General features: G+C 34.8%; 26 protein-coding genes. 8 read left to right on the forward strand and 18 right to left on the reverse strand.

The window, feature by feature from the left end; all coding sequences use genetic code 11:
* Positions 1-88: 88 nt before the first annotated feature.
* Positions 89-559 carry an Lrp/AsnC family transcriptional regulator gene (locus tag CHRYMOREF3P_RS18560; RefSeq protein ID WP_039371059.1) on the forward strand — a complete coding sequence of 157 codons (471 nt, stop codon included), beginning with the start codon at positions 89-91 and terminating at the stop codon, positions 557-559.
* A 69-nt stretch (positions 560-628) separates the two neighbouring features.
* Positions 629-1,006 carry a hypothetical protein gene (locus tag CHRYMOREF3P_RS18565; RefSeq protein WP_047373649.1) on the forward strand — a complete coding sequence of 126 codons (378 nt, stop codon included), beginning with the start codon at positions 629-631 and terminating at the stop codon, positions 1,004-1,006.
* Positions 1,007-1,101: 95 nt separating this feature from the next.
* Here the strand turns inward: CHRYMOREF3P_RS18565 and gwsS are convergent, their stop codons facing one another.
* From gwsS to CHRYMOREF3P_RS18595, 6 genes are all read right to left on the reverse strand, one after another.
* A complete protein-coding gene (gwsS, locus tag CHRYMOREF3P_RS18570; protein WP_180565231.1) occupies positions 1,102-2,172 on the reverse strand; it encodes a grasp-with-spasm system SPASM domain peptide maturase in 1,071 nt (356 codons plus the stop codon).
* 149 nt (positions 2,173-2,321) lie between these two features.
* Positions 2,322-2,924 carry a hypothetical protein gene (locus tag CHRYMOREF3P_RS18575; RefSeq protein ID WP_180565232.1) on the reverse strand — a complete coding sequence of 201 codons (603 nt, stop codon included), beginning with the start codon at positions 2,922-2,924 and terminating at the stop codon, positions 2,322-2,324.
* Positions 2,925-3,388: 464 nt separating this feature from the next.
* A complete protein-coding gene (locus CHRYMOREF3P_RS18580) occupies positions 3,389-4,072 on the reverse strand; it encodes a GLPGLI family protein (RefSeq protein ID WP_180565800.1) in 684 nt (227 codons plus the stop codon).
* Positions 4,073-4,366: 294 nt separating this feature from the next.
* Complete coding sequence (gwsG, locus tag CHRYMOREF3P_RS18585; RefSeq protein WP_180565233.1) at positions 4,367-5,272, reverse strand: grasp-with-spasm system ATP-grasp peptide maturase; 906 nt, start codon at positions 5,270-5,272, stop codon at positions 4,367-4,369.
* Between the two features lies 1 nt (position 5,273).
* Complete coding sequence (locus tag CHRYMOREF3P_RS18590; protein WP_077414020.1) at positions 5,274-6,146, reverse strand: hypothetical protein; 873 nt, start codon at positions 6,144-6,146, stop codon at positions 5,274-5,276.
* Positions 6,147-6,242: 96 nt separating this feature from the next.
* A complete protein-coding gene (locus CHRYMOREF3P_RS18595; RefSeq protein ID WP_077414021.1) occupies positions 6,243-6,428 on the reverse strand; it encodes a grasp-with-spasm system A modified peptide in 186 nt (61 codons plus the stop codon).
* An 846-nt stretch (positions 6,429-7,274) separates the two neighbouring features.
* On the opposite strand from CHRYMOREF3P_RS18595, the gene CHRYMOREF3P_RS18600 reads away from it, so the two are divergent.
* The 5 genes from CHRYMOREF3P_RS18600 (at position 7,275) to CHRYMOREF3P_RS18620 (ending at position 10,000) form a co-directional block, all read left to right on the forward strand.
* Positions 7,275-7,808 (forward strand): DUF4303 domain-containing protein, encoded by a 534-nt coding sequence (locus tag CHRYMOREF3P_RS18600; protein ID WP_180565234.1) that lies wholly within the window; start codon positions 7,275-7,277, stop codon positions 7,806-7,808.
* A gap of 39 nt (positions 7,809-7,847) precedes the next feature.
* A complete protein-coding gene (locus CHRYMOREF3P_RS18605; protein ID WP_077414023.1) occupies positions 7,848-8,384 on the forward strand; it encodes a DUF4375 domain-containing protein in 537 nt (178 codons plus the stop codon).
* Between the two features lie 7 nt (positions 8,385-8,391).
* Positions 8,392-8,952: a hypothetical protein gene (locus CHRYMOREF3P_RS18610; RefSeq protein WP_180565235.1), complete on the forward strand. Its 561-nt coding sequence runs from the start codon at positions 8,392-8,394 to the stop codon at positions 8,950-8,952.
* Positions 8,953-9,021: 69 nt separating this feature from the next.
* On the forward strand, positions 9,022-9,501 hold the full coding sequence (locus CHRYMOREF3P_RS18615) for a hypothetical protein (protein ID WP_077414026.1): 480 nt from the start codon (positions 9,022-9,024) through the stop codon (positions 9,499-9,501).
* Positions 9,479-10,000, forward strand: a complete 522-nt coding sequence (locus CHRYMOREF3P_RS18620; RefSeq protein WP_232539062.1) for a hypothetical protein — start codon at positions 9,479-9,481, stop codon at positions 9,998-10,000. The genes CHRYMOREF3P_RS18615 and CHRYMOREF3P_RS18620 overlap by 23 nt, the downstream gene beginning before the upstream one ends.
* A gap of 191 nt (positions 10,001-10,191) precedes the next feature.
* On the opposite strand, the gene CHRYMOREF3P_RS18625 is transcribed toward CHRYMOREF3P_RS18620, so the two are convergent.
* The 3 genes from CHRYMOREF3P_RS18625 to CHRYMOREF3P_RS18635 all read right to left on the reverse strand — a co-directional run bounded on the left by CHRYMOREF3P_RS18625 (position 10,192) and on the right by CHRYMOREF3P_RS18635 (position 12,647).
* A complete protein-coding gene (locus CHRYMOREF3P_RS18625) occupies positions 10,192-11,136 on the reverse strand; it encodes a transketolase family protein (RefSeq protein WP_034697001.1) in 945 nt (314 codons plus the stop codon).
* Positions 11,137-11,166: 30 nt separating this feature from the next.
* Positions 11,167-12,021, reverse strand: a complete 855-nt coding sequence (locus tag CHRYMOREF3P_RS18630; protein ID WP_262484610.1) for a transketolase — start codon at positions 12,019-12,021, stop codon at positions 11,167-11,169.
* Positions 12,022-12,128: 107 nt separating this feature from the next.
* Positions 12,129-12,647, reverse strand: coding sequence for a hypothetical protein (locus CHRYMOREF3P_RS18635; protein WP_077414030.1), 519 nt, complete (start codon positions 12,645-12,647; stop codon positions 12,129-12,131).
* A gap of 326 nt (positions 12,648-12,973) precedes the next feature.
* Here CHRYMOREF3P_RS18635 and CHRYMOREF3P_RS18640 point away from each other — a divergent pair, with 326 nt between their 5' ends.
* Positions 12,974-15,211 carry a reprolysin-like metallopeptidase gene (locus CHRYMOREF3P_RS18640; protein WP_077414032.1) on the forward strand — a complete coding sequence of 746 codons (2,238 nt, stop codon included), beginning with the start codon at positions 12,974-12,976 and terminating at the stop codon, positions 15,209-15,211.
* A gap of 69 nt (positions 15,212-15,280) precedes the next feature.
* Here CHRYMOREF3P_RS18640 and CHRYMOREF3P_RS18645 read toward each other — a convergent pair whose 3' ends face one another.
* The 9 genes from CHRYMOREF3P_RS18645 to CHRYMOREF3P_RS18685 form a co-directional block, all read right to left on the reverse strand.
* A complete protein-coding gene (locus tag CHRYMOREF3P_RS18645) occupies positions 15,281-16,840 on the reverse strand; it encodes a sodium:solute symporter (protein ID WP_077414033.1) in 1,560 nt (519 codons plus the stop codon).
* A 184-nt stretch (positions 16,841-17,024) separates the two neighbouring features.
* A complete protein-coding gene (locus CHRYMOREF3P_RS18650) occupies positions 17,025-17,312 on the reverse strand; it encodes a GNAT family N-acetyltransferase (protein WP_175627200.1) in 288 nt (95 codons plus the stop codon).
* Position 17,313: 1 nt separating this feature from the next.
* Positions 17,314-17,709: an OsmC family protein gene (locus CHRYMOREF3P_RS18655; protein ID WP_077414035.1), complete on the reverse strand. Its 396-nt coding sequence runs from the start codon at positions 17,707-17,709 to the stop codon at positions 17,314-17,316.
* Positions 17,709-17,927 carry a (4Fe-4S)-binding protein gene (locus CHRYMOREF3P_RS18660; protein ID WP_047424288.1) on the reverse strand — a complete coding sequence of 73 codons (219 nt, stop codon included), beginning with the start codon at positions 17,925-17,927 and terminating at the stop codon, positions 17,709-17,711. The genes CHRYMOREF3P_RS18655 and CHRYMOREF3P_RS18660 overlap by 1 nt, the downstream gene beginning before the upstream one ends.
* Before the next feature lies 1 nt (position 17,928).
* Positions 17,929-18,507 carry a TMEM175 family protein gene (locus CHRYMOREF3P_RS18665; protein WP_047382590.1) on the reverse strand — a complete coding sequence of 193 codons (579 nt, stop codon included), beginning with the start codon at positions 18,505-18,507 and terminating at the stop codon, positions 17,929-17,931.
* Positions 18,500-19,039, reverse strand: coding sequence for an NADPH-dependent FMN reductase (locus tag CHRYMOREF3P_RS18670; protein ID WP_077414038.1), 540 nt, complete (start codon positions 19,037-19,039; stop codon positions 18,500-18,502). The genes CHRYMOREF3P_RS18665 and CHRYMOREF3P_RS18670 overlap by 8 nt, the downstream gene beginning before the upstream one ends.
* A gap of 14 nt (positions 19,040-19,053) precedes the next feature.
* A complete protein-coding gene (locus CHRYMOREF3P_RS18675; protein WP_077414039.1) occupies positions 19,054-19,953 on the reverse strand; it encodes a pirin family protein in 900 nt (299 codons plus the stop codon).
* 58 nt (positions 19,954-20,011) lie between these two features.
* On the reverse strand, positions 20,012-20,323 hold the full coding sequence (locus tag CHRYMOREF3P_RS18680; RefSeq protein WP_077414041.1) for a GNAT family N-acetyltransferase: 312 nt from the start codon (positions 20,321-20,323) through the stop codon (positions 20,012-20,014).
* A gap of 154 nt (positions 20,324-20,477) precedes the next feature.
* Positions 20,478-21,353 carry a pirin family protein gene (locus tag CHRYMOREF3P_RS18685; protein WP_180565236.1) on the reverse strand — a complete coding sequence of 292 codons (876 nt, stop codon included), beginning with the start codon at positions 21,351-21,353 and terminating at the stop codon, positions 20,478-20,480.
* Positions 21,354-21,448: the final 95 nt, after the last annotated feature.

Raw genomic sequence — 21,448 nt, forward strand, 5'->3', positions numbered from 1 at the left:
TATTTGATATATATTTTTTAGTTAAATTATTTTTCGTAAATTTGCAAAAAATACATAGATTTTTTAAAGAAATTGTAATTTAACTAATATGAACTATCAACTGGACGAAATAGACAAGAAAATTCTTGATTTCTTAGTAGAAAACACAAGAATGCCTTTTACTGAAATTGCAAAGCAGATGGATGTTTCTGCTGGAACAATTCACGTAAGAGTGAAAAAGATGGAAGATGCAGGTATTATTTTGGGATCATCTCTTAATATCGATTATGGTAAGCTGGATTATCACTTTACAGCTTTCATAGGGATCCTTTTGACAAAATCAAACCGTACTCAGGAAGTATTGAAAGAATTGTCAACTTTACCTAACGTCATTGAAGCTAGCGTTATTTCAGGAAAATATAATATTTTCTGTAAAGTAAGAGCTAAGAATACAGATGATGCTAAAAGAATTATTTATCAGATAGATGACATTCAGGACGTAATGAGAACTGAAAGTATGATTTCTATGGAAGAATTCTTAAGTGACAAAAATAGATTGATCAACGCGATCTCTATATAAGTCAAATTTTAAACGAATAATTATAAAAGAACTTATGAAATCTCTCATAAGTTCTTTATTTTTGTAGGTATGGAAGAATACAGTTATTTTGACGAAGACCCGAAGAAAGGATGGGGATTTGTACTGGCATTTGCAGCCTTAATGTTGTTTACCATAATGGGGCTTGGAATAGATGTGGATGAATATCTGCAGCATGAATACCTGGAGATCCCAAGGTGGTATTTCTATGTTATTTTTTCAATTGATGTGTTGATGATGATTGGGCTGGTACTGATGTTCTTCTACAGAAAAATAGGAATCTTCATGTTCCCGGCTTTACTGGTAATGCACTTCTTTATGCACAATTATTACCTGTCTACATTCCTGTATACAGATGTTACCAACCTTTTTCTGTTTACAGGATTCGGAATGCTTGCCATTATCCCGAAATGGAAGTTTTTCAAATAGGAATATAATCACTTTATAATAAAAATAACAAACGGCTTTTAAATGGAATTTAAAAGCCGTTTTTGAATATATATAATATAAGGGGATGAGAAATGCTATCTGAGTTCTAACGAATGAAAAATTTTTTGCTTCAAAGGATTTTTTGTCCAATCTTCCCAATCTCCCGTATAGGGATTATAGCCACATTTTAAAGGTTTTGATACATTCAGACCTTCTTTGCTTTTTTCTGCATTTTCGGTATACGCCCTGCAGTCTGTGCAGACATAACGGAACTCACAGTCCTTACAGATTTCTATATTGTCTTTGGTCAGATCCCAGTATTTTTTGAAATCGGGCTGGGTTATAGCCACTTCAATACTGTTATTACGAATGTTTCCAAAGCTTTCAACCATCAGCGGGCAGTTTTTAATGGTGCCGTTTCGGTCAATGCCTATCTTTTTATACAGGCAGGAATTGTGGTTTATCGCTTCCAGTACTTTTGGAAGGTTGGTATTGAAATACTTCAGTTCCACTTTTCCACAGACAGATATTTTCAGGTCATCTTTCAGGAAATTCAGCGAGAATCTATATTCATCTTTAGCTTTGAAAGGAGGTTTCGAACAATTGTAGAAAATGAGACTATATATTCTGACTGTATTTTTTTGAAGAGCCTGTATAAAAGATAGATTGGTTTCCTTATGAAACGGAGAGAATATTTCTATTCCCGAAAGCACAGAGGTTTTAAATACATCATCAATTTCTATAAATTCATTTATTGTTAATGGTTTTAAACTGTAAATAACCAAATGTTTAATTCCAAGGTTTTCTATAGAAGGTTTTATTTTTTTTACGATCTCAATATCTTCCATTTCAATAAAGAGATTTGTTATATCACTGGGTTCATGATATTCATAAGAAAGAGGAGGGAAATTTCTGTCCCAATCGTTTTCAGTAACAAATCCATATTCTTTTTCCAGCAGGAGATTGATATATTCATGGACAATTGCTCTGGAATCTTCTTCATAATCTTTCAATATCCCATCAATAGATTGGTTTTTAAGTTCTTCTATGATTCCATAGAATTCTAACGGATACAATTCTGAAACATTTCTCTGTAGATCTGAGATCAGTATCCGGGTTGCTCCTTTGGTGATCAGAATGTTGCTGAATAGGTTGAAATAGTTCATGAATTAATAAATTATATGGGAAAAAAATTAGTTTATTTTAATTTCAAAAACTTCATTTTCATGAATATGAGTAAAGTCTTTATTCATTGAAGTGAGATAACACATAACTTCAATCGTTGTTCTGTCATTATTATTTGAGAAAATCATTATCATTTGGTTTTTAAACTATCGGCTAAATCTTTTGCTAATTTGTTTCGGTACGTTAAACTTGGAAGACCAATGCCTTTTCGGTTATCATTTACTATTGATGAATCTTTTATATTTTCATATCCCTGATAAACTCCATAAGTGTAAGGAACTTTATGATGCAGATTATTTCTGTCAATCATCGCAGCATAATCACGAGGTGGGCATTCACCAGATTTTACATATTCTAATATTTTAGTTTTAAAATAAGGGTAGTATTCATCATAATCTGCCATATGAAGCAGTATAGGTCCTGACGGCATAAAAAAGTCACCACTTAATAAACCTATTTTTTGCATACTTGGAAATCCATAATTTTTAAACATCCATTTTAGAAGCTCAGCATTCTTTTTATCATTTTTAGTAATTTCCTGATAATTTAGATCTCTTCGGCTGTTCTGATCACGCATAGATGCAACAGTAAAAGAGTCTACAAGCTTTTGATTAAGTCTTTTTTTCCACTGTGCAACTTTCAGCTCCATTTCCAAACTGTCTATTCCATATTTTTTATACAGCTTAATCAATTTTGGATCTTGTTTTTTATACTCCCAATAAGGAGCTATCAAAGGAATAAGTTTGTACAGACTTTTTTTTCCTCCAAATTTTGTATGATGCTGATCAGAGAGCCTTATATAAGTTTCATATTCTTCATGACGTTCTTGATTGAGAGGGCGGTATTTTCTAAATAATGGTTTGTATAATTTTTTATGGCTTTTTCAGGTTGTTTAGCCATTCTGTATATACTGTCAATTTCGTTTACTTTATTATAATATAAAATATAATTTCGATTTTTGCAGGCACAAAGAAATAGACAGAGAATCAGGTAAATGGTAGGCTTAAAATTAATATTGGGGCTTTGTGTTTTTAAATTAGAATATTTCATTTCTTAAATTTTATAAAATAAATTACCTGTTTTTATTACCTTGATTTAAAAAAATAGTCTTTATGTATTGAATCTGTTTTTTTCCTGTTACAATGGCTATTTCACTACTTGTACACAATTCTCTGAGATAATTAGTATCATTTAAACCTATTTATATTCTACTTTATGATTTATCTCAATAGGATTATTTTTCTCCCAAATTCGTTTTTGAATATTTCCTGTCATTTCTTTAAAATTGGTTCTTATCTTATTTCCACTTTCGTCGTAAGATGTTATTTCAGATTTATTGAACATGGATAGCGGCTCATTGTAAAAAATTTTTTGAAGTTTTTTGAAGTCTTCCCAGGTAATTTTCTTTTGAAATTTATCTGTATAAAGCTCTTTCCATTTGAAGTCTCTTATCTGAATGAGCTCAAAATCATAATCCAATTTTTCATCAGAAATTTTTATAATCAATCCTGGAAGACCATAAAAGACATATGGACCTTGCTGTAAAGGAATTTCGTTTGTAAACCATGGAGTCCAGTTTCTTCCCCCATATTCTACTTTTGCTTTTTGACAATTATAATTCCCAATTTTCTTTTTTTCGTCAATAATTTCCCAATGAAATTCTTCATTAATAGGAATAGCATATGTGCTATAAATTAAAGGAACAAATACATACTTTAGAATTTCATTATTTCCATTTTTCTTATAAACATAAAGTTGTTTGTGGTTATATTCCATATCAAATCCGTTTCCCCAACCTCTTTTTGCTCTTAATGAATCAGATTCACGAAATTTATCTGATCGAAACAAAGATTCTTTATTTTTAATATCTAGGTAAAAAATATTTTTTTCACTTTTAAAATATCTGAATCAGCTCTGTAATTTAATTGATACATGAAGCTTGAACTTTGTGCTTTTAGAAATACAGATACCATAACAATAAAGAAAAAATATAATAGCTTCATAATAGCCTTACAAGTGATTTTATAGGTCTTTCTCTGATATAGAAATTGGTTTGGTACTTTTCACAATCTAAAACATAAATAATATCGTTTGGTTTTTTAAGCTTCTGATCATTGAAGGATTCAACATGTTTGAAAGTAAGTGGAAGCTTGTTTTTTTCTTTAACTTTAATTTTCATAGGTAATCAGCAATTTCTTTGTCCAACGAATAGTTACAGGTATGAGATAATCCCAGAAACTGCCCAATTGTATTGACTTCTAAAAAATAAAATTTACCATCTTTTCCTTTGATGAAATCCAATGATCCACAATTAAGGTCTAATGTCTGCATCAGTAGATGAATTTTTTCCTCAATGTCAACACTAAGTAGGTAAGGGATATTTCTGTTTGGTTTTTCTAAATTATATTTTCTGAAATCTGTTTTAGTCTGCTCGTCATTTTGAGAAAAAATAGCCATTGAGTAGCACTTTCCATTAAGATAAAATGTTCTGATTTCAAATTCTTTATCAATTTTATGTTGGAAGAATGTAGTGAAAAACTTCATTTTTTCCCGCTTATGTACAGTTGAAGTATACATAATGCCGTTTAAATCCGTATCAATATCATCCAATATAGGGTTTCCTCCAATCGTTTTTACAATGGTTGTGTTCAAAGAAACCTGATCTGTATTATCGGCCAAAAAATATTTCGGAACTTCTAATCCTACTTTTATAGCCTCTTCCAATACTAATAACTTATTAATATCACTGTTACTCTCTTTACTGATATGTTTCCTGGATTCCAGTTTTGTTCTTACATAATCTTCAAGCCAATGCTGTACTTCATTCATATGGGCATTCACAGAGGTATTGTCATACCGCAGACGTTTGATATTCAATCGGCCTCTTCTATACCATACGCTGGTAATCTCATCCAAAAAAAAGGAACTTCTGTTGCTTTCTAAAAAGATCTTTTTATTTTCCGTTTTAATTTCAAAAATTTCATCCTCATGGATGCGGATAAATTTCTTTTTCATAGCAAGGAGCCATTTTATGATCACAATGGTGGTTCTTTCATTGTTGTTGGAAATAATAAGAATCATCTCACAATTTATTTTTGGCTTTGGAAGAACGTCTTAGAGCTGGCAATCCAATGTTTTTTCTGATACGGTTTACTTTTACAGTATCAATGACAGATCTATAACTTGGATAGGAGCCGTAAGGCATCTCTTCTTTTTTGATCTGGAGATCATGTCTGTCTACCATATTAGCGTAATCCCTTGGTATACATTCTCCGGATTTTACATATTCAAACATTTTCATTTTAAAAAACGGATACTCTTTTGATTCTATCATATGGCTGAACAAGGGATGCATGGGCATAAAAACCCCATCATTTCCAATAAGTCCTATTTTCTGTATAGAAGGATAACCATAATTTTCAAAGGTCCATTTCAACAGTTGTGCATTTATTCTGTCATTTTTTTTCATAAGCTGTGGATTTCTTCGTCCTTCTGCTTGATCACGGATGAAAGCAATACTGAAAGAATCTACTAACCTTTTATTTAAACCTTTTTTCCAGTCTGCAATTCTTTGTCTCACTTCAGTGCTGTCTATACCGTATTTTTGGAACAGACCGAAGTAACTTTTCTCAGACCCTTCATAAGGAGCAATCAAAGGGATAAGCTTGTAAAGACCTTTCTTTCCTCCGAAATCTTTTTGATATTGATCAGCCAGTTTAATGTACGTCTCATACTCTTCAATACGGTCCTGATTTCTCGGACTATATTTTTTGAATAATTTCCGGTATTGTTTTATTGCCTCTTCTGGCTGATTGGCGATTCTATAGATGCTGTCAATTTCATTTACCCTGTTGTAATACACAATATAATTGTTGTTTTTGCTTTTACAGGAAAAGAATATAAAACTAATGATGAGTAAGGGTCCTATATATCTCAAAATCAAATTTCGTTTCATTATAATCCGTTTTATAAAGTCAATTAAGATTTTTTTTCTTTGTAAAGGGAGGAAATAACTCCTCCCTTACAATGTATGATATATTGCAGATAAATTTTATCCGACGTCTAAAGTTGACGAAAGCTTGTGGTCTACCCAGGTTTCTTTATCATACACTTCTCCTTTGTTTGTAGAAACATAGTTGATTGCAGTGTCTCCACTACCTTTGATAGATTGTAGACTTTTCATTTTTTTGTTTTCCAAAGAAGAGAAATTACTCTTCATACCGATTAACTTTTTCATGTTGATAATTTTTTGTTGTGTTGTGTAAATTATTTATGTCATGTAAACCCTGACATTTGGGGTGAATAATTCACATGTTTTCATGTACTGTACACATACAATGCAAAAATGTAGAATGTCTTCCGTCAACGTTGATGTTTTCAAATCTATCAATATTCAGTTCACTTCAATGGGATAAAACATGTAAATGAGTTGTTTATTTTGTGTACACATATTCATGTGCAAATTCTGTATATGTCAGAGGATTTAGTGAAATATTCCAAATATTGAAAAGTATAAAGTGAAGTCCGATAATGTAAAGAAAGCTTAGGAATAGTATAGGATATTATGCAGTAATATATTCTATTGTACAATACGGCGGAATGAATGAATTTAACATTAGAAATCACACGATAATTCTTTTATTTTGAAAGAAATTTGTATGTTACAAAGCATGTTTTTATAAAAAAGTACTGATTTTCTGCTCAAAAATGATGTGCTTTTTTTGTGAATTTTCACAGAAAAAGCATTGGTTTCAGATAAATTAATTCAGATAGACAATATTGAGTCATAAAAATGAAATTTTTTAACACCGTGGTGAAAAGTTTATGTGGTTTAAATATAAAAGTAAGGTATATACATATGATACTCGGAAAATAGGATCATCAGAGAAGCTTTCTGGTTGTTTAAATATGGAGAATTGGTTCCTTTGCTGATTGGGGCAGCTATTTTGATTCCCGGATTGTTCCTGTATAATAAAAACAGATAGCTATAATCATGAAATTGAACAGCCTTCTAAAGAATATAATGTGCTGATTTGATAAGATAAAGGTAATTTTACCGCCCATTTTAAAAAAGAAAAGACGTATGGATTTTGAAATTTTAAAACAGCAGATAGAAAATGCTGCCAGGAAGGCTTTTTTAGAAGTGTATGAAAAGCATGGGGCAGAGGGAGTTTACAGTTTTGCACTGTACAGTGATGAAGGCGCAATGACGGTATGTCCTGCTGTCAATACAATGAAAGTTATGGAAATGGCAGATGAAGATGATGCTCTTTATTATAAATATGAACCGGCAGAATGGACTTATGAAATGGAGGGAGCGGAAAAAGAATTTGGTGATATCTGTACTCAACTGAGAGAAGAACTGGATAATCATGACGACGATGATCAATGGTTTGAAGGTTTTCAGACTAAGTTATATTCCATCTGCATTGAAGTGCTGGAGAAGCTTAGAAATGAGAATTTTTTCACAAAGATAACAGGCAAAGATATTTTCCTGATTTTCACGGTCTCAGATTATGAGTTTGAAGAGGAGGAACTGAAAAATATTATCGTCAGACTTAATGATAATGAATATAAAAGTGAATATCTTAACTGGATGGCTACCTGGGGCAATTAAAAGTATGACAAATTAAAAAAACACTTTAAATATATACATATGAAGCCCGATAAAATAATTGTCTCAGAAGCCTCTTTTAACAGCAGTGATCCTTATGATGTCATCAATTCCAATATTTCTGTTGTCAATCTTTTACACGAAGAAGGAGTTGGAGAAGAAAATATGCATGAAGATTCAATAACCAGTTACTATGTCGACTATTATGTCAGTCAGTATAAAAATGGAAATTTTTCTCAGTTTGTCTGGAATTCCGGATGGTCACCAGAACTAAACAGGATTATTGAAGAAGGTTTAAAGAAAATAGGTGCCCAAAAACATTGGGAACTATTTCTGGAACAGTCTTCAAAAGTAGAAAATATGGAAGAAGGAGAAAAGAAAGAGTTCCTGGAAAGTGAATATTTCGGACCTAACAAAACGAGAGATATTTTGAAAAATGATTCTTTTTACAGTCTGGATGAAAACTTAACAGAGCTTCATTCGCAATGGCTGAAGAACCATCCAGATCTGAAAGTTTTGTCTATTGATGAAATGTTCTCGCAGCTGGAGAAATGGGTAGGAAGGAAAATCGACCGTTAAAATTTAAATGAAACCTCAATCTATGGAAGATCTTGAAAACCTCAATATTGAATTTAAGAACTATCTGGCAGGAATCAGTGGAAAGTTTACCGAAGACCTTATTCATTTGCTGAAAGGTGAAAGTATCAATTATCTGAACGGAAATACGCAGGCTCATATCAAAGCTTTTTATTTTGAATATGAATTTGACTATCTGAATATTGTATTCTGGGGCGTAGACCATAAGGGAGAAATTGCAACAGAAATCATGTTTTTGCCAACCAAAAAGAATAACAAGGATAATGGAAATGAAAAATGGAGCGGCTTGATTCCACAGAAGATATGGCAGAAAGCTTCAGATTTTGAGGACAATTATGAAGGTGATGATTTTGATGAGATTCTGGATGAATATAATGATGAAAAATACAGGTTATTTGAACAGTGGTTTTTTGATGTCTGGAAAGGAGCATCAGAACAGACCGGCGTAAAAACAAATGCCTATTTCTCAATTCATGATACCTATTTCAGAACAGATCTGAATACCCTGAAAACCATTAATGAGGATGAAATAGCACTGCGTTATGAATAACTGTCCTACAATAAAACCTTTTCAGAACATTAAAAACAAATCAAATTATAAACAATAATTATATTAATTATGAACAACTACAAATTTTATAAACAGGAGGGTAATCAGTATATCTTTAAGAACCAGCCGGTATTTATAACAGTACTTTGCATTATCTTTCTGATTGTGGCAGGATTGCTCTTTAACAGCGTAAGGACTCTTAGCTACGTTATCATTGCTGTGGTAGCACTTATTCTGATTAATTTTTTCACCAAGAAATTCATCATTGATATGGATCGCATGACGATTACAGGAAAACATACCATTTTTGTTCCGGCCAGAACCTATCCGATAGAGAATTTCAGAAACTTTCATGTGCTGGCAACAAAATACATGGGTTTTATCACTACCAATGTGATGCTGTCTGTTTATTTTGAAGTTAATGGTAAAGAAAAGCAGCTTACCATAGGCCAGGCTCTTACACAAAGAGGAATACAGAAGATGGTAAATGAAACGGAGGATATTATGAACATTAATAATCCAGAGAATGGATATCCGAGACCGCTATAAGTTTCAGGAAAACGGAAGTGAAATAAGCTTTATGCCCAACTACAATTTCCTGCGTGTTTTGGTATGGTGGTTGGCTTTGGGTGTTATTGCTCTTCCTTTGATCATATACTTTTTTATGGATAAAATGTCCGGTGACCAGTTCAAAATTGCATTGGGTTTGTGGATAATTTACATGGTTTACTTCCTGTTTGACTTATTTTTCAGGGTTCCGGTGAAATATATTTTTGATAAATCAGAGAAGTGTATTTACAGAAAACTTTTACTTTCCAAAAAGCTCATGAATTTTGATGAAATGACCTATTTTGTCAATGATGAAAGAGGAGGCTATTATTATTCAATAGGGAAAAAGAGAAATCAGTTTGTGAAAAACTACAGAATCAGCAATTACTTTTCTGGTTCAAAAGCTTCAGACAAAAGAGAAGATGAGTATGTAGAAAAAATCTTATTTCCTGTTTTGATCGTTGCTGGAGTTCCCCTAAATCATCAATCAGAACAATAATGAAGGATAAAAACTAATACTATGAAAAAGGAATATAACCATTCTTCTCCTTTGCAGGGGTGACAAAATTCAAAGGATTTTTGACGGGTGGTTATATGCACTACAACAATCAACTTTTTACAAATATCTAATAAAAACCCCGGCTGTTTCAAGGAAACAGCCGGGGTTTGTCTATATAAAAATAGCTTATCTTAAGCTAAAATTCTCTTTACAGCTTCTTTCACTGCAGCAGCATCAATTTTGTACTTCTTCATCAATTCTGCAGGTGTTGCAGACTCTCCGAAAGTGTCATTTACCGCTACAAACTCCTGTCTTGTAGGCCTTTTTCTTGCAAGCATACCTGCAACAGATTCTCCTAAACCACCAAGGTAGTTGTGCTCCTCAGCCGTTACAATTTTACCTGTTTTTTCAACAGATTTTAGAATGATCTCTTCATCAAGAGGCTTAATTGTGTGGATGTTGATGACCTCACAAGAAATACCTTCTTTTTCAAGCTCGTCAGCCGCTACAAGAGATTCCCAAACAAGGTGTCCTGTTGCAACAATCGTTACATCAGTACCTTCCTGAAGCATAATTCCTTTTCCAATTTCGAAAGGCATATCTTCCGGAATGAAAACAGGAACTACCGGTCTTCCGAATCTTAAATATACAGGACCTTCAAAATCTGCAATCGCCAGGGTAGCCGCTTTAGTCTGGTTGTAGTCACAAGTATTGATAACCGTCATTCCAGGAAGCATTTTCATCATACCAATATCTTCAAGAACCTGGTGGGTAGCTCCATCTTCTCCTAAAGTAAGACCTGCGTGAGATGCACAGATTTTTACATTTTTGTTAGAATAAGCGATAGACTGACGGATCTGATCATATACTCTTGAAGTAGAGAAGTTAGCAAAAGTTCCTGTAAATGGAATTTTTCCTGTAATGCTAAGACCTGCAGCAATCCCCATCATGTTCGCTTCTGCAATCCCTATCTGGAAGAATCTTTCCGGAGCTTTTTCAATGAATTTCTCCATTTTCAAAGAACCGATAAGGTCTGCACAAAGTGCTACTACATTAGGATTTTTGTCCGCCAGTTCTGCCAATCCTGCTCCGAATCCTGAACGAGTGTCCTTTTTTTCTGTATATGTATATTTCATTTTTATTGTATTAATCGAGATGTTAAGATATTAGTAATCAGCTGGAGCTTCTAGGTACAATTGCTTGAATGCTGTTTCTAGCTGCTCATCATTAGGAGCTTTACCATGCCAAGCATGAGATCCCATCATATAATCAACCCCGTAACCCATTTCTGTATGAAGAAGAATGGCTACCGGCTTGCCTTTTCCGGTTTCTGTTTTTGCTTTCTCAAGGATTGCAATCACAGCTTCAAGATCATTACCGTTCTTTTCTTCCAAAACAATCCATCCGAATGCTTCAAGTTTAGCATGAAGATTTCCTAAGCTTAATACATCATCTGTATCCCCATCAATCTGACGACCATTGTAGTCTATAGTAGAGATGATATTATCTACTTTTTTAGCAGCAGCATACATCAATGCTTCCCAGATTTGACCTTCCTGAAGCTCACCATCTCCGTGAAGAGTGTAAACAAGAGACTGATCACCATCTAACTTTTTACCTTGAGCTACACCAAGAGCTACAGAAAGTCCTTGTCCAAGAGAACCTGAAGCGATTCTAATTCCCGGAAGTCCCTCATGAGTAGTAGGGTGTCCCTGTAATCTTGAATCTAATTTTCTGAAAGTACTCAGTTCTTCAACAGGGAAGAAACCAAATCTTGCTAAAGTAGAGTAGAATACCGGAGAAATATGCCCGTTTGATAGATAAAAATGATCTTCATTTTTGCCTTCCATTGTGAAAGGAAGTTTATAGTTCATTACCTTTCCATAAAGGGCTGTGAAGTATTCTGTACAACCTAAACTTCCGCCCGGGTGTCCTGAATTTACAGCATGAACCATTCTTAAAATGTCTCTTCTGATCTGTGTAGTAAGAGATTTTAGCTCTTCAATACTTTTACTCATTATGTCTGATTTATTTGCACGCGAATTTACAATTTTTTACCGGCTTATGGAAATGCAAAAATCCGGATATGAAAACCCGGATTTTGATTAATTTGAATATTTTCCTGCTTTTAACAGCCTTCATTGAGGTAAACAGAGATTTCGGTTACTATATTATTAATAAATTTAAAGCTTAATAGAGTTCCTGCCTGGCTGTCTTCAATATTAAAATAACCGGAATCTTTAATAGGTTTGCTATTGTCATCCCAATCCGGGCGTACACTGAAGTTGGGATAATTTCTGTAAGCATTGATAAGGTCATCTCTGGTGCTTCCAACCCCAATTCCGCTTTTGGTCTTAAATTTTTTACTCGTTGTTGTCATGTAAGTAATAGAAGGCACACTAGGATTGGCTTCGTTAATATAATTGTCAAAAAGATCAATCTGGATGGCCTCCCCATTATACTTTACTGTATTTTTTTTCTCCCCATTAGAGTTTGTAAGTTTTGTTCCTGCAAGTTTTTCAGCTTCAGCCTTGGGCATGAAGACTTTAAACGGTCCGATTCTTAATGTTGACACTTCAAAATTTTCCTGAGCACTCATACATCCGAATGTGAATGCAAACATTAAAATTGAGATAATTTTTTTCATAGTTTTTTGATTTTTGTTTCTTTTTATTTTGTTGAATTTTTGAATGACTTTATATCATTCGGATCAAAGATAATTAAAATGAAAAAGTCTATAAAATTAGTTATTTAAACAAAGAAAATTTACTTCTTAAGTTGAAGGCTTTGTGGTAGCTAGATTGTTGCTGTTTGTACAAAAAAAACATGCTTTTTTTAAATTTTCATATATAAATTTGGATAAATTTAACTATTTTTATAATTCAATATTATTTGATTTATGAACCTTTAACTGATTATTTCTTAGTTTTTGGTATTATTAGTTGAATTAATAAAAATTACAAACCATTATATATGAAAATTAAACAATTATTTTATCTGGGGATATTTATTATATCTATTTCCTCAGGGAAAGCACAGGACTTTTTTACCGTGATCAGTGAGAGGTCCATCAAAGCAGATCCTAAAAACAGGACTGTACAACCGGAAAAGTCATTAACCTATACATTGGATGTGGCTGGAATGAAAAGTTATTTTAATTCCGTTCCGGAATTGAAAGACAGCGACCGTAAAGATAATGCACCCATTATTGTGTTGCCAATGCCTGACGGTACGAAAGCGAAATTCAAAATCTGGAAATCTTCGGTAATGGCTCCTGGATTAGCCAGCCAGTTTCCACAGATCATTACTTTTACAGGACAGGGAGTTGATGATAAATATGCTACTATAAAGCTTGATTTTACTGAGCTTGGTTTCCATGCGCAGATAAAATCTGTGGTAGCAGGGGATACTTACATTGATCCTTATGCAAAACAGGATATTAACAATTATATTATTTATAAAAAGAGTGACTTAATTGATAAAAATCCAAGATCCTGCGGAGTAAAAGATGAGGACGATTCTCCATTGGGAAAAAAAAACGCTCAAAAAACCGTAAGCCCAAGCGTAGGAACTCAAATTAGAGTTTTTAGATTGGCTGTGGCTTGTACTGGAGAATATGCTGTAGCAGCCACTGGTTCAGCTGCTCCTACTATTGCACAGACACTTTCAGCAATTGTAACATCAGTAAACAGAGTAAATGGAGTCTATGAGCAGGAAGTTGCTTCAAGACTGGTATTGGTGGATAATGAAACAAATGTTGTTTTTACAAATGCTGCTACTGATCCTTTTAACGGGAATAATGCTGCAGGAACATTAATTAATGAAAGCCAGACTCAGATTGATTTACTGATAGGAAATACTAATTATGACATCGGACATACTTTCAGTACAGGTGGTGGTGGATTAGCCGGATTAGGAGTAATCTGCAATGCAACCAATAAAGGAAGAGGAATTACCGGTTCCCCTAACCCTGTTGGTGACCCTTACGATATTGATTATGTAGCGCATGAAGTAGGACATCAGTTTGGAGGTCCGCATACTTTTAATGCAACCACTGGAAGCTGTGGAGGAGGAAACCGAAGTGCTGCCAATGCCGTAGAGCCCGGAAGCGGAATTACGATTATGGCATATGCCGGAATTTGCGGAAGTACAAATAACTTGGCTTCTAACAGTATTCCTACTTTCCATACCAAATCATTCCAGTCTATTACAGCGAAAGTTCAGTCAACAACATGTCAGGTGACCATTCCTTCTAACAATTTTCCGCCTTCTGTAAATGCCGGAGGTGATTATACCATCCCTAAGAGTACACCGTTCAGATTAGAGGGATCTGCTACAGATATAGACAATAATCCGCTTACTTACAGCTGGGAACAGAATGATGTAGGACCAGCAAGTGATTGGAATGCCCCAACAGGGAATGCTGCTATATTCAGATCATATGTGCCTGTAACCGTTCCTTACAGATATTTCCCGAAACTTACAGACGTGATCAATGGAACGGTATCCAAAGGAGAAGTTAGACCAGCCTATGCCAGAACCATGGAGTTCAGACTGACTGTAAGAGATAATAATGCAGGTTGTGCAGGAGTTACGAATGATGATGCTATTATTACTGTTGATGGAAATTCAGGACCGTTCAATGTAACTGCACCTACTACAGCGGTAAACTGGGCAGGTAATTCTACTCAGACCATAACATGGGATGTAGCGAATACAACTGCTTTCCCTGTAAATTGTGCTACTGTAAATATTTTCCTTTCCACAGACGGAGGTCTTACGTATCCAACACTTATTTTAGGTTCCACTGCAAATGATGGCTCCGAGACCGTTACCATTCCTAATGTAACGACCACGCAGGCCAGAATTATGGTGGCAGCAGAAACGAATGTATTTTATAATATTAACCCTATTAATTTTACCATCACTCAAACACTGGGTGTGAATGAAATTGCTACAAATAAAGATGTATTCGTGGTATATCCTAATCCAAGTAAAGGGCTTCTGAATATTAAATTTACCAATTCAAATGAAGTGTATGATATGACTGTATACGATGTAAGCGGAAAATTAGTATTCACTCAGGCTAATAATAAATTGAACCATGATAAAGTAGGTACTTTTGATTTGTCTCAGTTGGTGAAAGGTGACTATCTGATTAAAGTTAAATCTAAGAATATAGAGAAAACAATCAAGTGGATTAAAGAATAAAGAATCCATTTACTGAAATAAAAAAGGCTGTCTTCAATTGAGGACAGCCTTTTTAGATTTTTATAAAGATTAAACGACTTTTAAATAGTTTTTGTTTTTTACCAGCCAAAGACCGATAAAGGTCAGCAGTCCGTTAAGAACAATCAGTTCCACACCAATTTTGTAATCGGTATAAGTGGTAACAGCAAGATTGATCAAATAGGTAAGTACAGGTGCTAAAATAGTTACTGCAAGGATGGAATATTTTCTGGAGATCTGAAACTTTGTGAAAATTCCAAAAGCAAAAAGGCCTAAAAGCGGTCCGTAGGTATATCCTGCAATTTCCATGATCAGGTAAACAATAGATTTGTCATTCAATGATTTGAAAACCATGATCAGAATAAAGAAAACTACGGTGAAAATCAAATGCACTTTCATACGAAGACGTTTCTTTTCTTTTTCAGTTTTGGTTTTATCTTCATTAAGGTTTAATAAATCTACACAATACGAACTGGTTACAGCCGTTAAAGCACCATCTGCAGAAGGGAACAACGCTGAGATCAATCCGATAATGAAAATAACGGAAATCATCATTGGGAAATGCCCCTGAAGTGATAAAGCCGGGAAAAGGTCGTCTCCCATTATATTTTTAATATTTCCGGCACTATCTTTAAATCCGAAAATATTCGTCACTGTTTCAGAGTTCAGAGTTCCATATTCTGCTCCGTGCTGTAATGCAAAAAGATAAAGCAGTCCTCCCAGGAATAAAAATGCAAGGTTCACGATAAGAAGTGTTCCTGCAAAGGTCAGCATGTTTTTCTTTGAATTCTTAAGATTGTCTACAGAGATATTTTTCTGCATCATTTCCTGATCCAGCCCAGTCATTGCAATCGTAATAAAAATTCCGCCTAAAATTGTTTTCAGGAAAAAGGTTTTGGAATTAGGATCAAAATTGATGAAATGGGTGTAGTTTTTCTGTTCCAGAATAGTATATGCTTCCCCAAATGATAAATTCAGATTTGATAAAATATAAACGATACATGCTACAAGGCTGATGATCATAAAAGAAGTCTGCAGGGTATCCGTAATGACAATTGTCTTTACACCTCCTTCAAAAGTGTACAGAAGGACCATCAGCAAAAGAATAAGAGAAGTTACCCAAAATGGAACTCCCAGTCCTTCCAGTAAGAATATCTGTAAAACATTGACGACCAGATATAATCTTGCCGTAGCACCAATTGCTCTTGAAATAATAAAGAAGATAGAACCTATTTTATGAGCTTCTACATTGAATCTTTTCCCCAGATAGGTATAAATAGAGGTGAGGTTCATCTTATAATAAAGCGGAAGCAATATGGCTGCAACGATAAAATATCCGATGAAAAATCCGATGACCATCATATAGTACTCAAAACCTCCGTAAATATATTCGGAGCCGGTCATTTTTCCTACAGTTCCCGGAACGGAAATAAAAGTAACTCCGCTTAAGCTGGTTCCTATCATTCCGAATGCAACGAGCCACCATTTACTCTTTTTATTACCGATAAAAAATGACTGGTTATCAGAATTCCGGCTGGTGAAATAAGAAATCACCAAAAGGCCGATAAAATAGATGAAAACAAATAGCAAAAGGATAGTTCCTGAATTCATGCTTGATTTTTAAATTTTAGCAAATATATAAAAAAGATCAGTCGTGAATCATGAATTTAAAATACTGTTAGTTTTAGAACAAATTGTGATTATTAATTTGCTTTACAGTCTGTAATTTGCATAAAATAAAAAACCTTCCAGAAATACTCTGAAAGGTTTGTATTGTAAGGGTGGAAAACAGTGGCTAATTCACTAAAACATCCTGAAGTTCCTCACTTTTCTGGAAACTTGCCTTAGCAAAAGGGCAGAGGGGAATAATCTTTTTCCCATTTTTTCTGGCAAAATCCACTGCAGCCAGTAGCATTTCCTTACCTACACCTTTTCCGTTGTAGGCTTCTTCCACCTCGGTGTGGTCTATAATAAATCTTTCTTCTCCCGCCCAGGTATATGTCATCACTCCTGCGCTACTTCCATCTATGAAAGCTTCAAAACTTCCGTGTTTCTCGTCGTTGTTTTGTTTTACTTCGATCATGTTATGAGAATTTAGTTAGTATTTCTATGTCGTTGGTTAATATTTTATGAACTGGGCATGCATCAGCAATGGTGTGCAGTCTTTTCAGCTGCTCATCATCCAGAATACCTTCAAAGCTGATATCTCTTTTGAAAACCGCTCTTTTTGTTAATGGGAAATTTTCAAGCTCTACTTCTACATTGATGTTTTCTACGTCCCATTCCTTTCTTTCAATATACATTCTCAAGGTAGCTGCTGTACAGCTTGCCAGTGACGTAGCCAGAATTTCCATTGGGTTAAAACCTTTGTTCTGTCCGCCTTTATCAATCGGTTCATCCGTAATGATCTTATTTTCGCCGGCTGTTACTTCTGTATAATATTTTGTTTTTCCTAAACTTGCTTTTACCGTTACCGCCATTATTTTTCTGTATTGAATTTATAACTTAATGCGCCTGAAGGGCATTGGTCTATCTGTGTTTTAAGTTCTTCCGGGCTTGCATTCTCTGCTTTTATCCAGGGTCTTTCTTTAGGATTGTAGACTTTGGGAAGCAATTTTACGCATACAGCCGAGTGGATACACTTTTGAGGCTGCCAGATGACGGTGATGTTACCGTTGGGATATTCGTGTGTTTCCATATCAATTTTCTTTTAATGATTTTTCGATTCTTCTGTCCGGAATCAGCCATATAAGAGCCACTAGATAATAAAAACCTATGGCAATATAAGGATAAAAAAACGAAGTAGCGATGCCAAGAACATAAAAAATAATAGAGATATATTCTTTATATTTCGAATGGATGGCCTCTTTCAGCTTTGAATCTTCCCCTTCGCACCGGATAATGACATGCTCCATAATGGTATAGGCAATTGCCGCCATAATGAGTCCGATCCCGTATACTGCAACAGGATTTTTAGCAAAACCGGTGGTTCCGATCCATTCTGTAGCAACAGGCATCAGAGAAAGCCAGAACAGCAGGTGGAGATTGGCCCAAAGAATGCTGCCATTTACTTTTTTTACCGTCTGAAACAAGTGATGATGATTGTTCCAGTAGATTCCTACATAAATAAAACTGAAAATATAAGCCAGGAACTTAGGAAGGAGAGGTTTGAGACTGGCCCAGCTATTTCCTTCCGGTACTTTCAGTTCAAGTACCATAATGGTGATAATAATAGCAAGGACACCGTCACTGAAGGCCTCTAATCTTCCTTTAGTCATTGGTTTTAACCTGATTTTTAAAGTTTTGTATTTTACCTTTCAGATCATTCAGCATATCCGGATTGATGACTCCGCTTTCCATATCAAAATTTTCATAAAACTTAGGCAATGAAAAAGTTTCCTTGATATCTGCTGCAAACTGTGGGAAAAATGTTTTTGCCGTATTCATTACATTTCCTCCGCCATAGCCTCCCGGAGAAGTGCTCATCAAAAACATTGGTTTATTCTGAAATACTTTTACATTAATTCTGGAAGACCAGTCAAAAACATTTTTAAAAGCTGAGCTGTAAGAACGGTTGTGTTCCGCAAGAGAGCAGATGATCACATCACATTCATCAATAACTTTTAAAAAATGATGGGCTTCATCCGGAAAACCTTTCTTTTCAAGGTCTACAGAGAATACAGGCATAGTGAAATTGTTGAGGTCGATCAAATTGATTTCATCTTCCTGAAAATCTTTCAGAACAAACTTTACCAGTTCCCTGTTGATAGAAGTGGAAGACGTACTTCCGGCAAATGCTAATATTTTCATGGTTTGAACTGAAATTATTTTCTGTTTAAAATAGCCTTTGGAAGCGGAACGTATTCATTTTCATCTCCCGGAACCAAAGGAAAAGCTTCGTGATTCTGGTCATTCCAGTTTACTTTTGCCTGATCAAGTAATTCCTTATCAGAGTTAACAAAATTCCAGAATATAAAACGTTCTTCATCGAATGGCTCACCTCCGAAAAGATAAACTGTTCCGTTTTCGCTCATATCAAACTCGCAAAGCTTGGTATCTTTAGCGATCATCAGCTGTTTTGAACCATAAGAATTTCCTTCTGTGGTAACCGTTCCATCCAGAACATACATTGCAGCTTCTCCGTAAAGATCTTTTCCGATGCTTATTTTTTTAGCCTCTTTTGTTTTTATTTCGATGAAAAATAACTTGCTGTGTACAGGAACCGGAGATGTTCTGCCAAATGCTTCACCAGCAATTAGTTTATACTGAATACCATCTTCTTCCCACACCGGAATCTCATCAGCTTCAATATGATGAAATGTAGGCTCAGACTGTTCAAGATGTTTCGGAAGTCCCACCCAGATCTGGAATCCATGAAGTCTTTTATCGGTGTGTCTTAAATATTCAGGGGTTCTTTCCGAATGTACAACTCCTTTTCCGGCAGTCATCCAGTTGACAGCACCCGGTTTTATTTCAAGAGCACTTCCAATACTGTCTCTGTGGAAAATAGAACCTTCCAGCAGATACGTTAATGTAGATAATCCGATATGGGGATGAGGGGGAACATCAAGGTTCTGATAATCCTTCAATTCTGAAGGTCCCATGTGATCTATAAAAACAAAAGGGCCAACCGCTCTTTTCTCACGGAAAGGCAGAAGCCTTCCTACCAGAAAATTTCCGATATCTGCTGCTTTTTCTTCAATGATAAGTCCAATATTTGACATGATGATGTGATACTTTTTTTAATGTTAAATAAATAGATTGAGAGGTTTTACAGGAAATTTAAAGTTTGTCATATCCTTCAAATTTCTCATCCACGATACGTTTCCATTCAGAATGTTTCTTGATAAAAGCGAAAACGTAAGGACAGAAGGGAAGAAGCTTTTTCCCGCTTTCTTCGATATAATTGAGCGTTTTCTCTACCACAGCTGCTGCTGCACCTGTTCCTGCCAGTTCAGGATCTGCTTCAGTGTGTACCAAAGCAATCTGGTGTGTTGTCTCACGGTAATCTATAAATGCATAATGCCCGTTGAATTCTATTTCAAATCTTTTTTCCGCTTTTACAAGAGGTATATTTTCAAATTCTGGTTTCATAATTTTTGAATTAAGGATTGCCTGCTTCTGTAATAGAGCAAAGCTTATTTGTTATCATAGCTAAACCTTACAGGTTTTCAAAACCCATAAGGTTTGCAATTATATAAAGTTAATAAAAAAGGAATTACCTAAGATTAAGATAAATTTAATTCTTTTAATCTTCAAGATATCCGAATTTCCCGGTGTTGAAATCCTCAAAAGCCTGCATGATTTCCTCTCTGGAATTCATTACAAAAGGGCCATGAGGGTAGATCGGTTCATTAATAGGCTCACCACTGATAATTAAAACAACAGCATCTTCTTTTGCTTCAATAGTGAAAGTTTCACCTTCATTTTTAAATAATGCAAAATGATCAGACTTCACGGTTTCTTCACCGTTGACGGTAATGTTTCCTTCAATAACCAAAGCTGCAGTATTGAAATGAGCCGGAAAATTAAAATCAGCTTTTCCACCTGCTTTAAGTTTGGCATTCATCATATGAACCGGTGTGAAAGTACTTGCAGGACCTTTATGACCGTCATATTCGCCGGCAATTATTTCTACAAAACCATTTTCACCTAAATCTACTCTTTCCATTTTAGAATTTTCGATAGCCTGATATTTCGGGCAGCTCATTTTATCTTTTGCCGGAAGATTTACCCAAAGCTGAACCATCTGAAAAATTCCTCCTTCTTTTGCCCATGTTGTTTCATGGTACTCTTTATGAAGAACTCCTTTTGCTGCGGTCATCCACTGAACGTCACCTTCTCCTATAACACCGCCGCCGCCAGCACTGTCATGGTGTTCTACTTTTCCGCTATACGCTATTGTTACTGTTTCAAAACCTCTGTGCGGATGAACTCCCACTCCTCTTGGTCTGTCGGAACCATTGAAATGAAATTTTGAATTGTAATCAAGCATAATAAACGGGTCCATTCTTTTCATATCTAATCCGGATACTCCCGGAATAAAATTATGAACCCTGAATCCATCGCCTACAAAGTGTGCAGGTCTCGGAGATACTACGATTTCTATTTTTTTAGTTGCCATCACATTGTTGATTATGTTAACAAAATTACCATAGTTATATGCGAAAAGCATTGATCTGTGTTAAGTTCGTAGGAAACGTAGAAAGGCAAAATGTA

The sequence above is a fragment of the Chryseobacterium sp. JV274 genome (assembly GCF_903969135.1).
Classification (GTDB): domain Bacteria; phylum Bacteroidota; class Bacteroidia; order Flavobacteriales; family Weeksellaceae; genus Chryseobacterium.

What these genes read in the sequence shown, in the direction of transcription:
- CHRYMOREF3P_RS18620 (WP_232539062.1), top strand. Translation starts at nt 9,479, where the DNA reads ATGGATATCCGAGACCGCTATAAGTTTCAGGAAAACGGAAGTGAAATA.
- CHRYMOREF3P_RS18645 (WP_077414033.1), bottom strand. Translation starts at nt 16,840, where the DNA reads ATGAATTCAGGAACTATCCTTTTGCTATTTGTTTTCATCTATTTTATC.
- CHRYMOREF3P_RS18660 (WP_047424288.1), bottom strand. Translation starts at nt 17,927, where the DNA reads ATGGAAACACACGAATATCCCAACGGTAACATCACCGTCATCTGGCAG.
- CHRYMOREF3P_RS18590 (WP_077414020.1), bottom strand. Translation starts at nt 6,146, where the DNA reads ATGAAACGAAATTTGATTTTGAGATATATAGGACCCTTACTCATCATT.
- CHRYMOREF3P_RS18680 (WP_077414041.1), bottom strand. Translation starts at nt 20,323, where the DNA reads ATGAAACCAGAATTTGAAAATATACCTCTTGTAAAAGCGGAAAAAAGA.
- CHRYMOREF3P_RS18615 (WP_077414026.1), top strand. Translation starts at nt 9,022, where the DNA reads ATGAACAACTACAAATTTTATAAACAGGAGGGTAATCAGTATATCTTT.
- CHRYMOREF3P_RS18610 (WP_180565235.1), top strand. Translation starts at nt 8,392, where the DNA reads ATGAAACCTCAATCTATGGAAGATCTTGAAAACCTCAATATTGAATTT.
- CHRYMOREF3P_RS18635 (WP_077414030.1), bottom strand. Translation starts at nt 12,647, where the DNA reads ATGAAAAAAATTATCTCAATTTTAATGTTTGCATTCACATTCGGATGT.
- CHRYMOREF3P_RS18665 (WP_047382590.1), bottom strand. Translation starts at nt 18,507, where the DNA reads ATGACTAAAGGAAGATTAGAGGCCTTCAGTGACGGTGTCCTTGCTATT.
- CHRYMOREF3P_RS18675 (WP_077414039.1), bottom strand. Translation starts at nt 19,953, where the DNA reads ATGTCAAATATTGGACTTATCATTGAAGAAAAAGCAGCAGATATCGGA.
- CHRYMOREF3P_RS18600 (WP_180565234.1), top strand. Translation starts at nt 7,275, where the DNA reads ATGGATTTTGAAATTTTAAAACAGCAGATAGAAAATGCTGCCAGGAAG.
- CHRYMOREF3P_RS18670 (WP_077414038.1), bottom strand. Translation starts at nt 19,039, where the DNA reads ATGAAAATATTAGCATTTGCCGGAAGTACGTCTTCCACTTCTATCAAC.
- CHRYMOREF3P_RS18625 (WP_034697001.1), bottom strand. Translation starts at nt 11,136, where the DNA reads ATGAAATATACATATACAGAAAAAAAGGACACTCGTTCAGGATTCGGA.
- CHRYMOREF3P_RS18640 (WP_077414032.1), top strand. Translation starts at nt 12,974, where the DNA reads ATGAAAATTAAACAATTATTTTATCTGGGGATATTTATTATATCTATT.
- CHRYMOREF3P_RS18650 (WP_175627200.1), bottom strand. Translation starts at nt 17,312, where the DNA reads ATGATCGAAGTAAAACAAAACAACGACGAGAAACACGGAAGTTTTGAA.
- gwsG (WP_180565233.1), bottom strand. Translation starts at nt 5,272, where the DNA reads ATGATTCTTATTATTTCCAACAACAATGAAAGAACCACCATTGTGATC.
- CHRYMOREF3P_RS18605 (WP_077414023.1), top strand. Translation starts at nt 7,848, where the DNA reads ATGAAGCCCGATAAAATAATTGTCTCAGAAGCCTCTTTTAACAGCAGT.
- CHRYMOREF3P_RS18565 (WP_047373649.1), top strand. Translation starts at nt 629, where the DNA reads ATGGAAGAATACAGTTATTTTGACGAAGACCCGAAGAAAGGATGGGGA.
- CHRYMOREF3P_RS18655 (WP_077414035.1), bottom strand. Translation starts at nt 17,709, where the DNA reads ATGGCGGTAACGGTAAAAGCAAGTTTAGGAAAAACAAAATATTATACA.
- CHRYMOREF3P_RS18595 (WP_077414021.1), bottom strand. Translation starts at nt 6,428, where the DNA reads ATGAAAAAGTTAATCGGTATGAAGAGTAATTTCTCTTCTTTGGAAAAC.
- gwsS (WP_180565231.1), bottom strand. Translation starts at nt 2,172, where the DNA reads ATGAACTATTTCAACCTATTCAGCAACATTCTGATCACCAAAGGAGCA.
- CHRYMOREF3P_RS18685 (WP_180565236.1), bottom strand. Translation starts at nt 21,353, where the DNA reads ATGGCAACTAAAAAAATAGAAATCGTAGTATCTCCGAGACCTGCACAC.
- CHRYMOREF3P_RS18560 (WP_039371059.1), top strand. Translation starts at nt 89, where the DNA reads ATGAACTATCAACTGGACGAAATAGACAAGAAAATTCTTGATTTCTTA.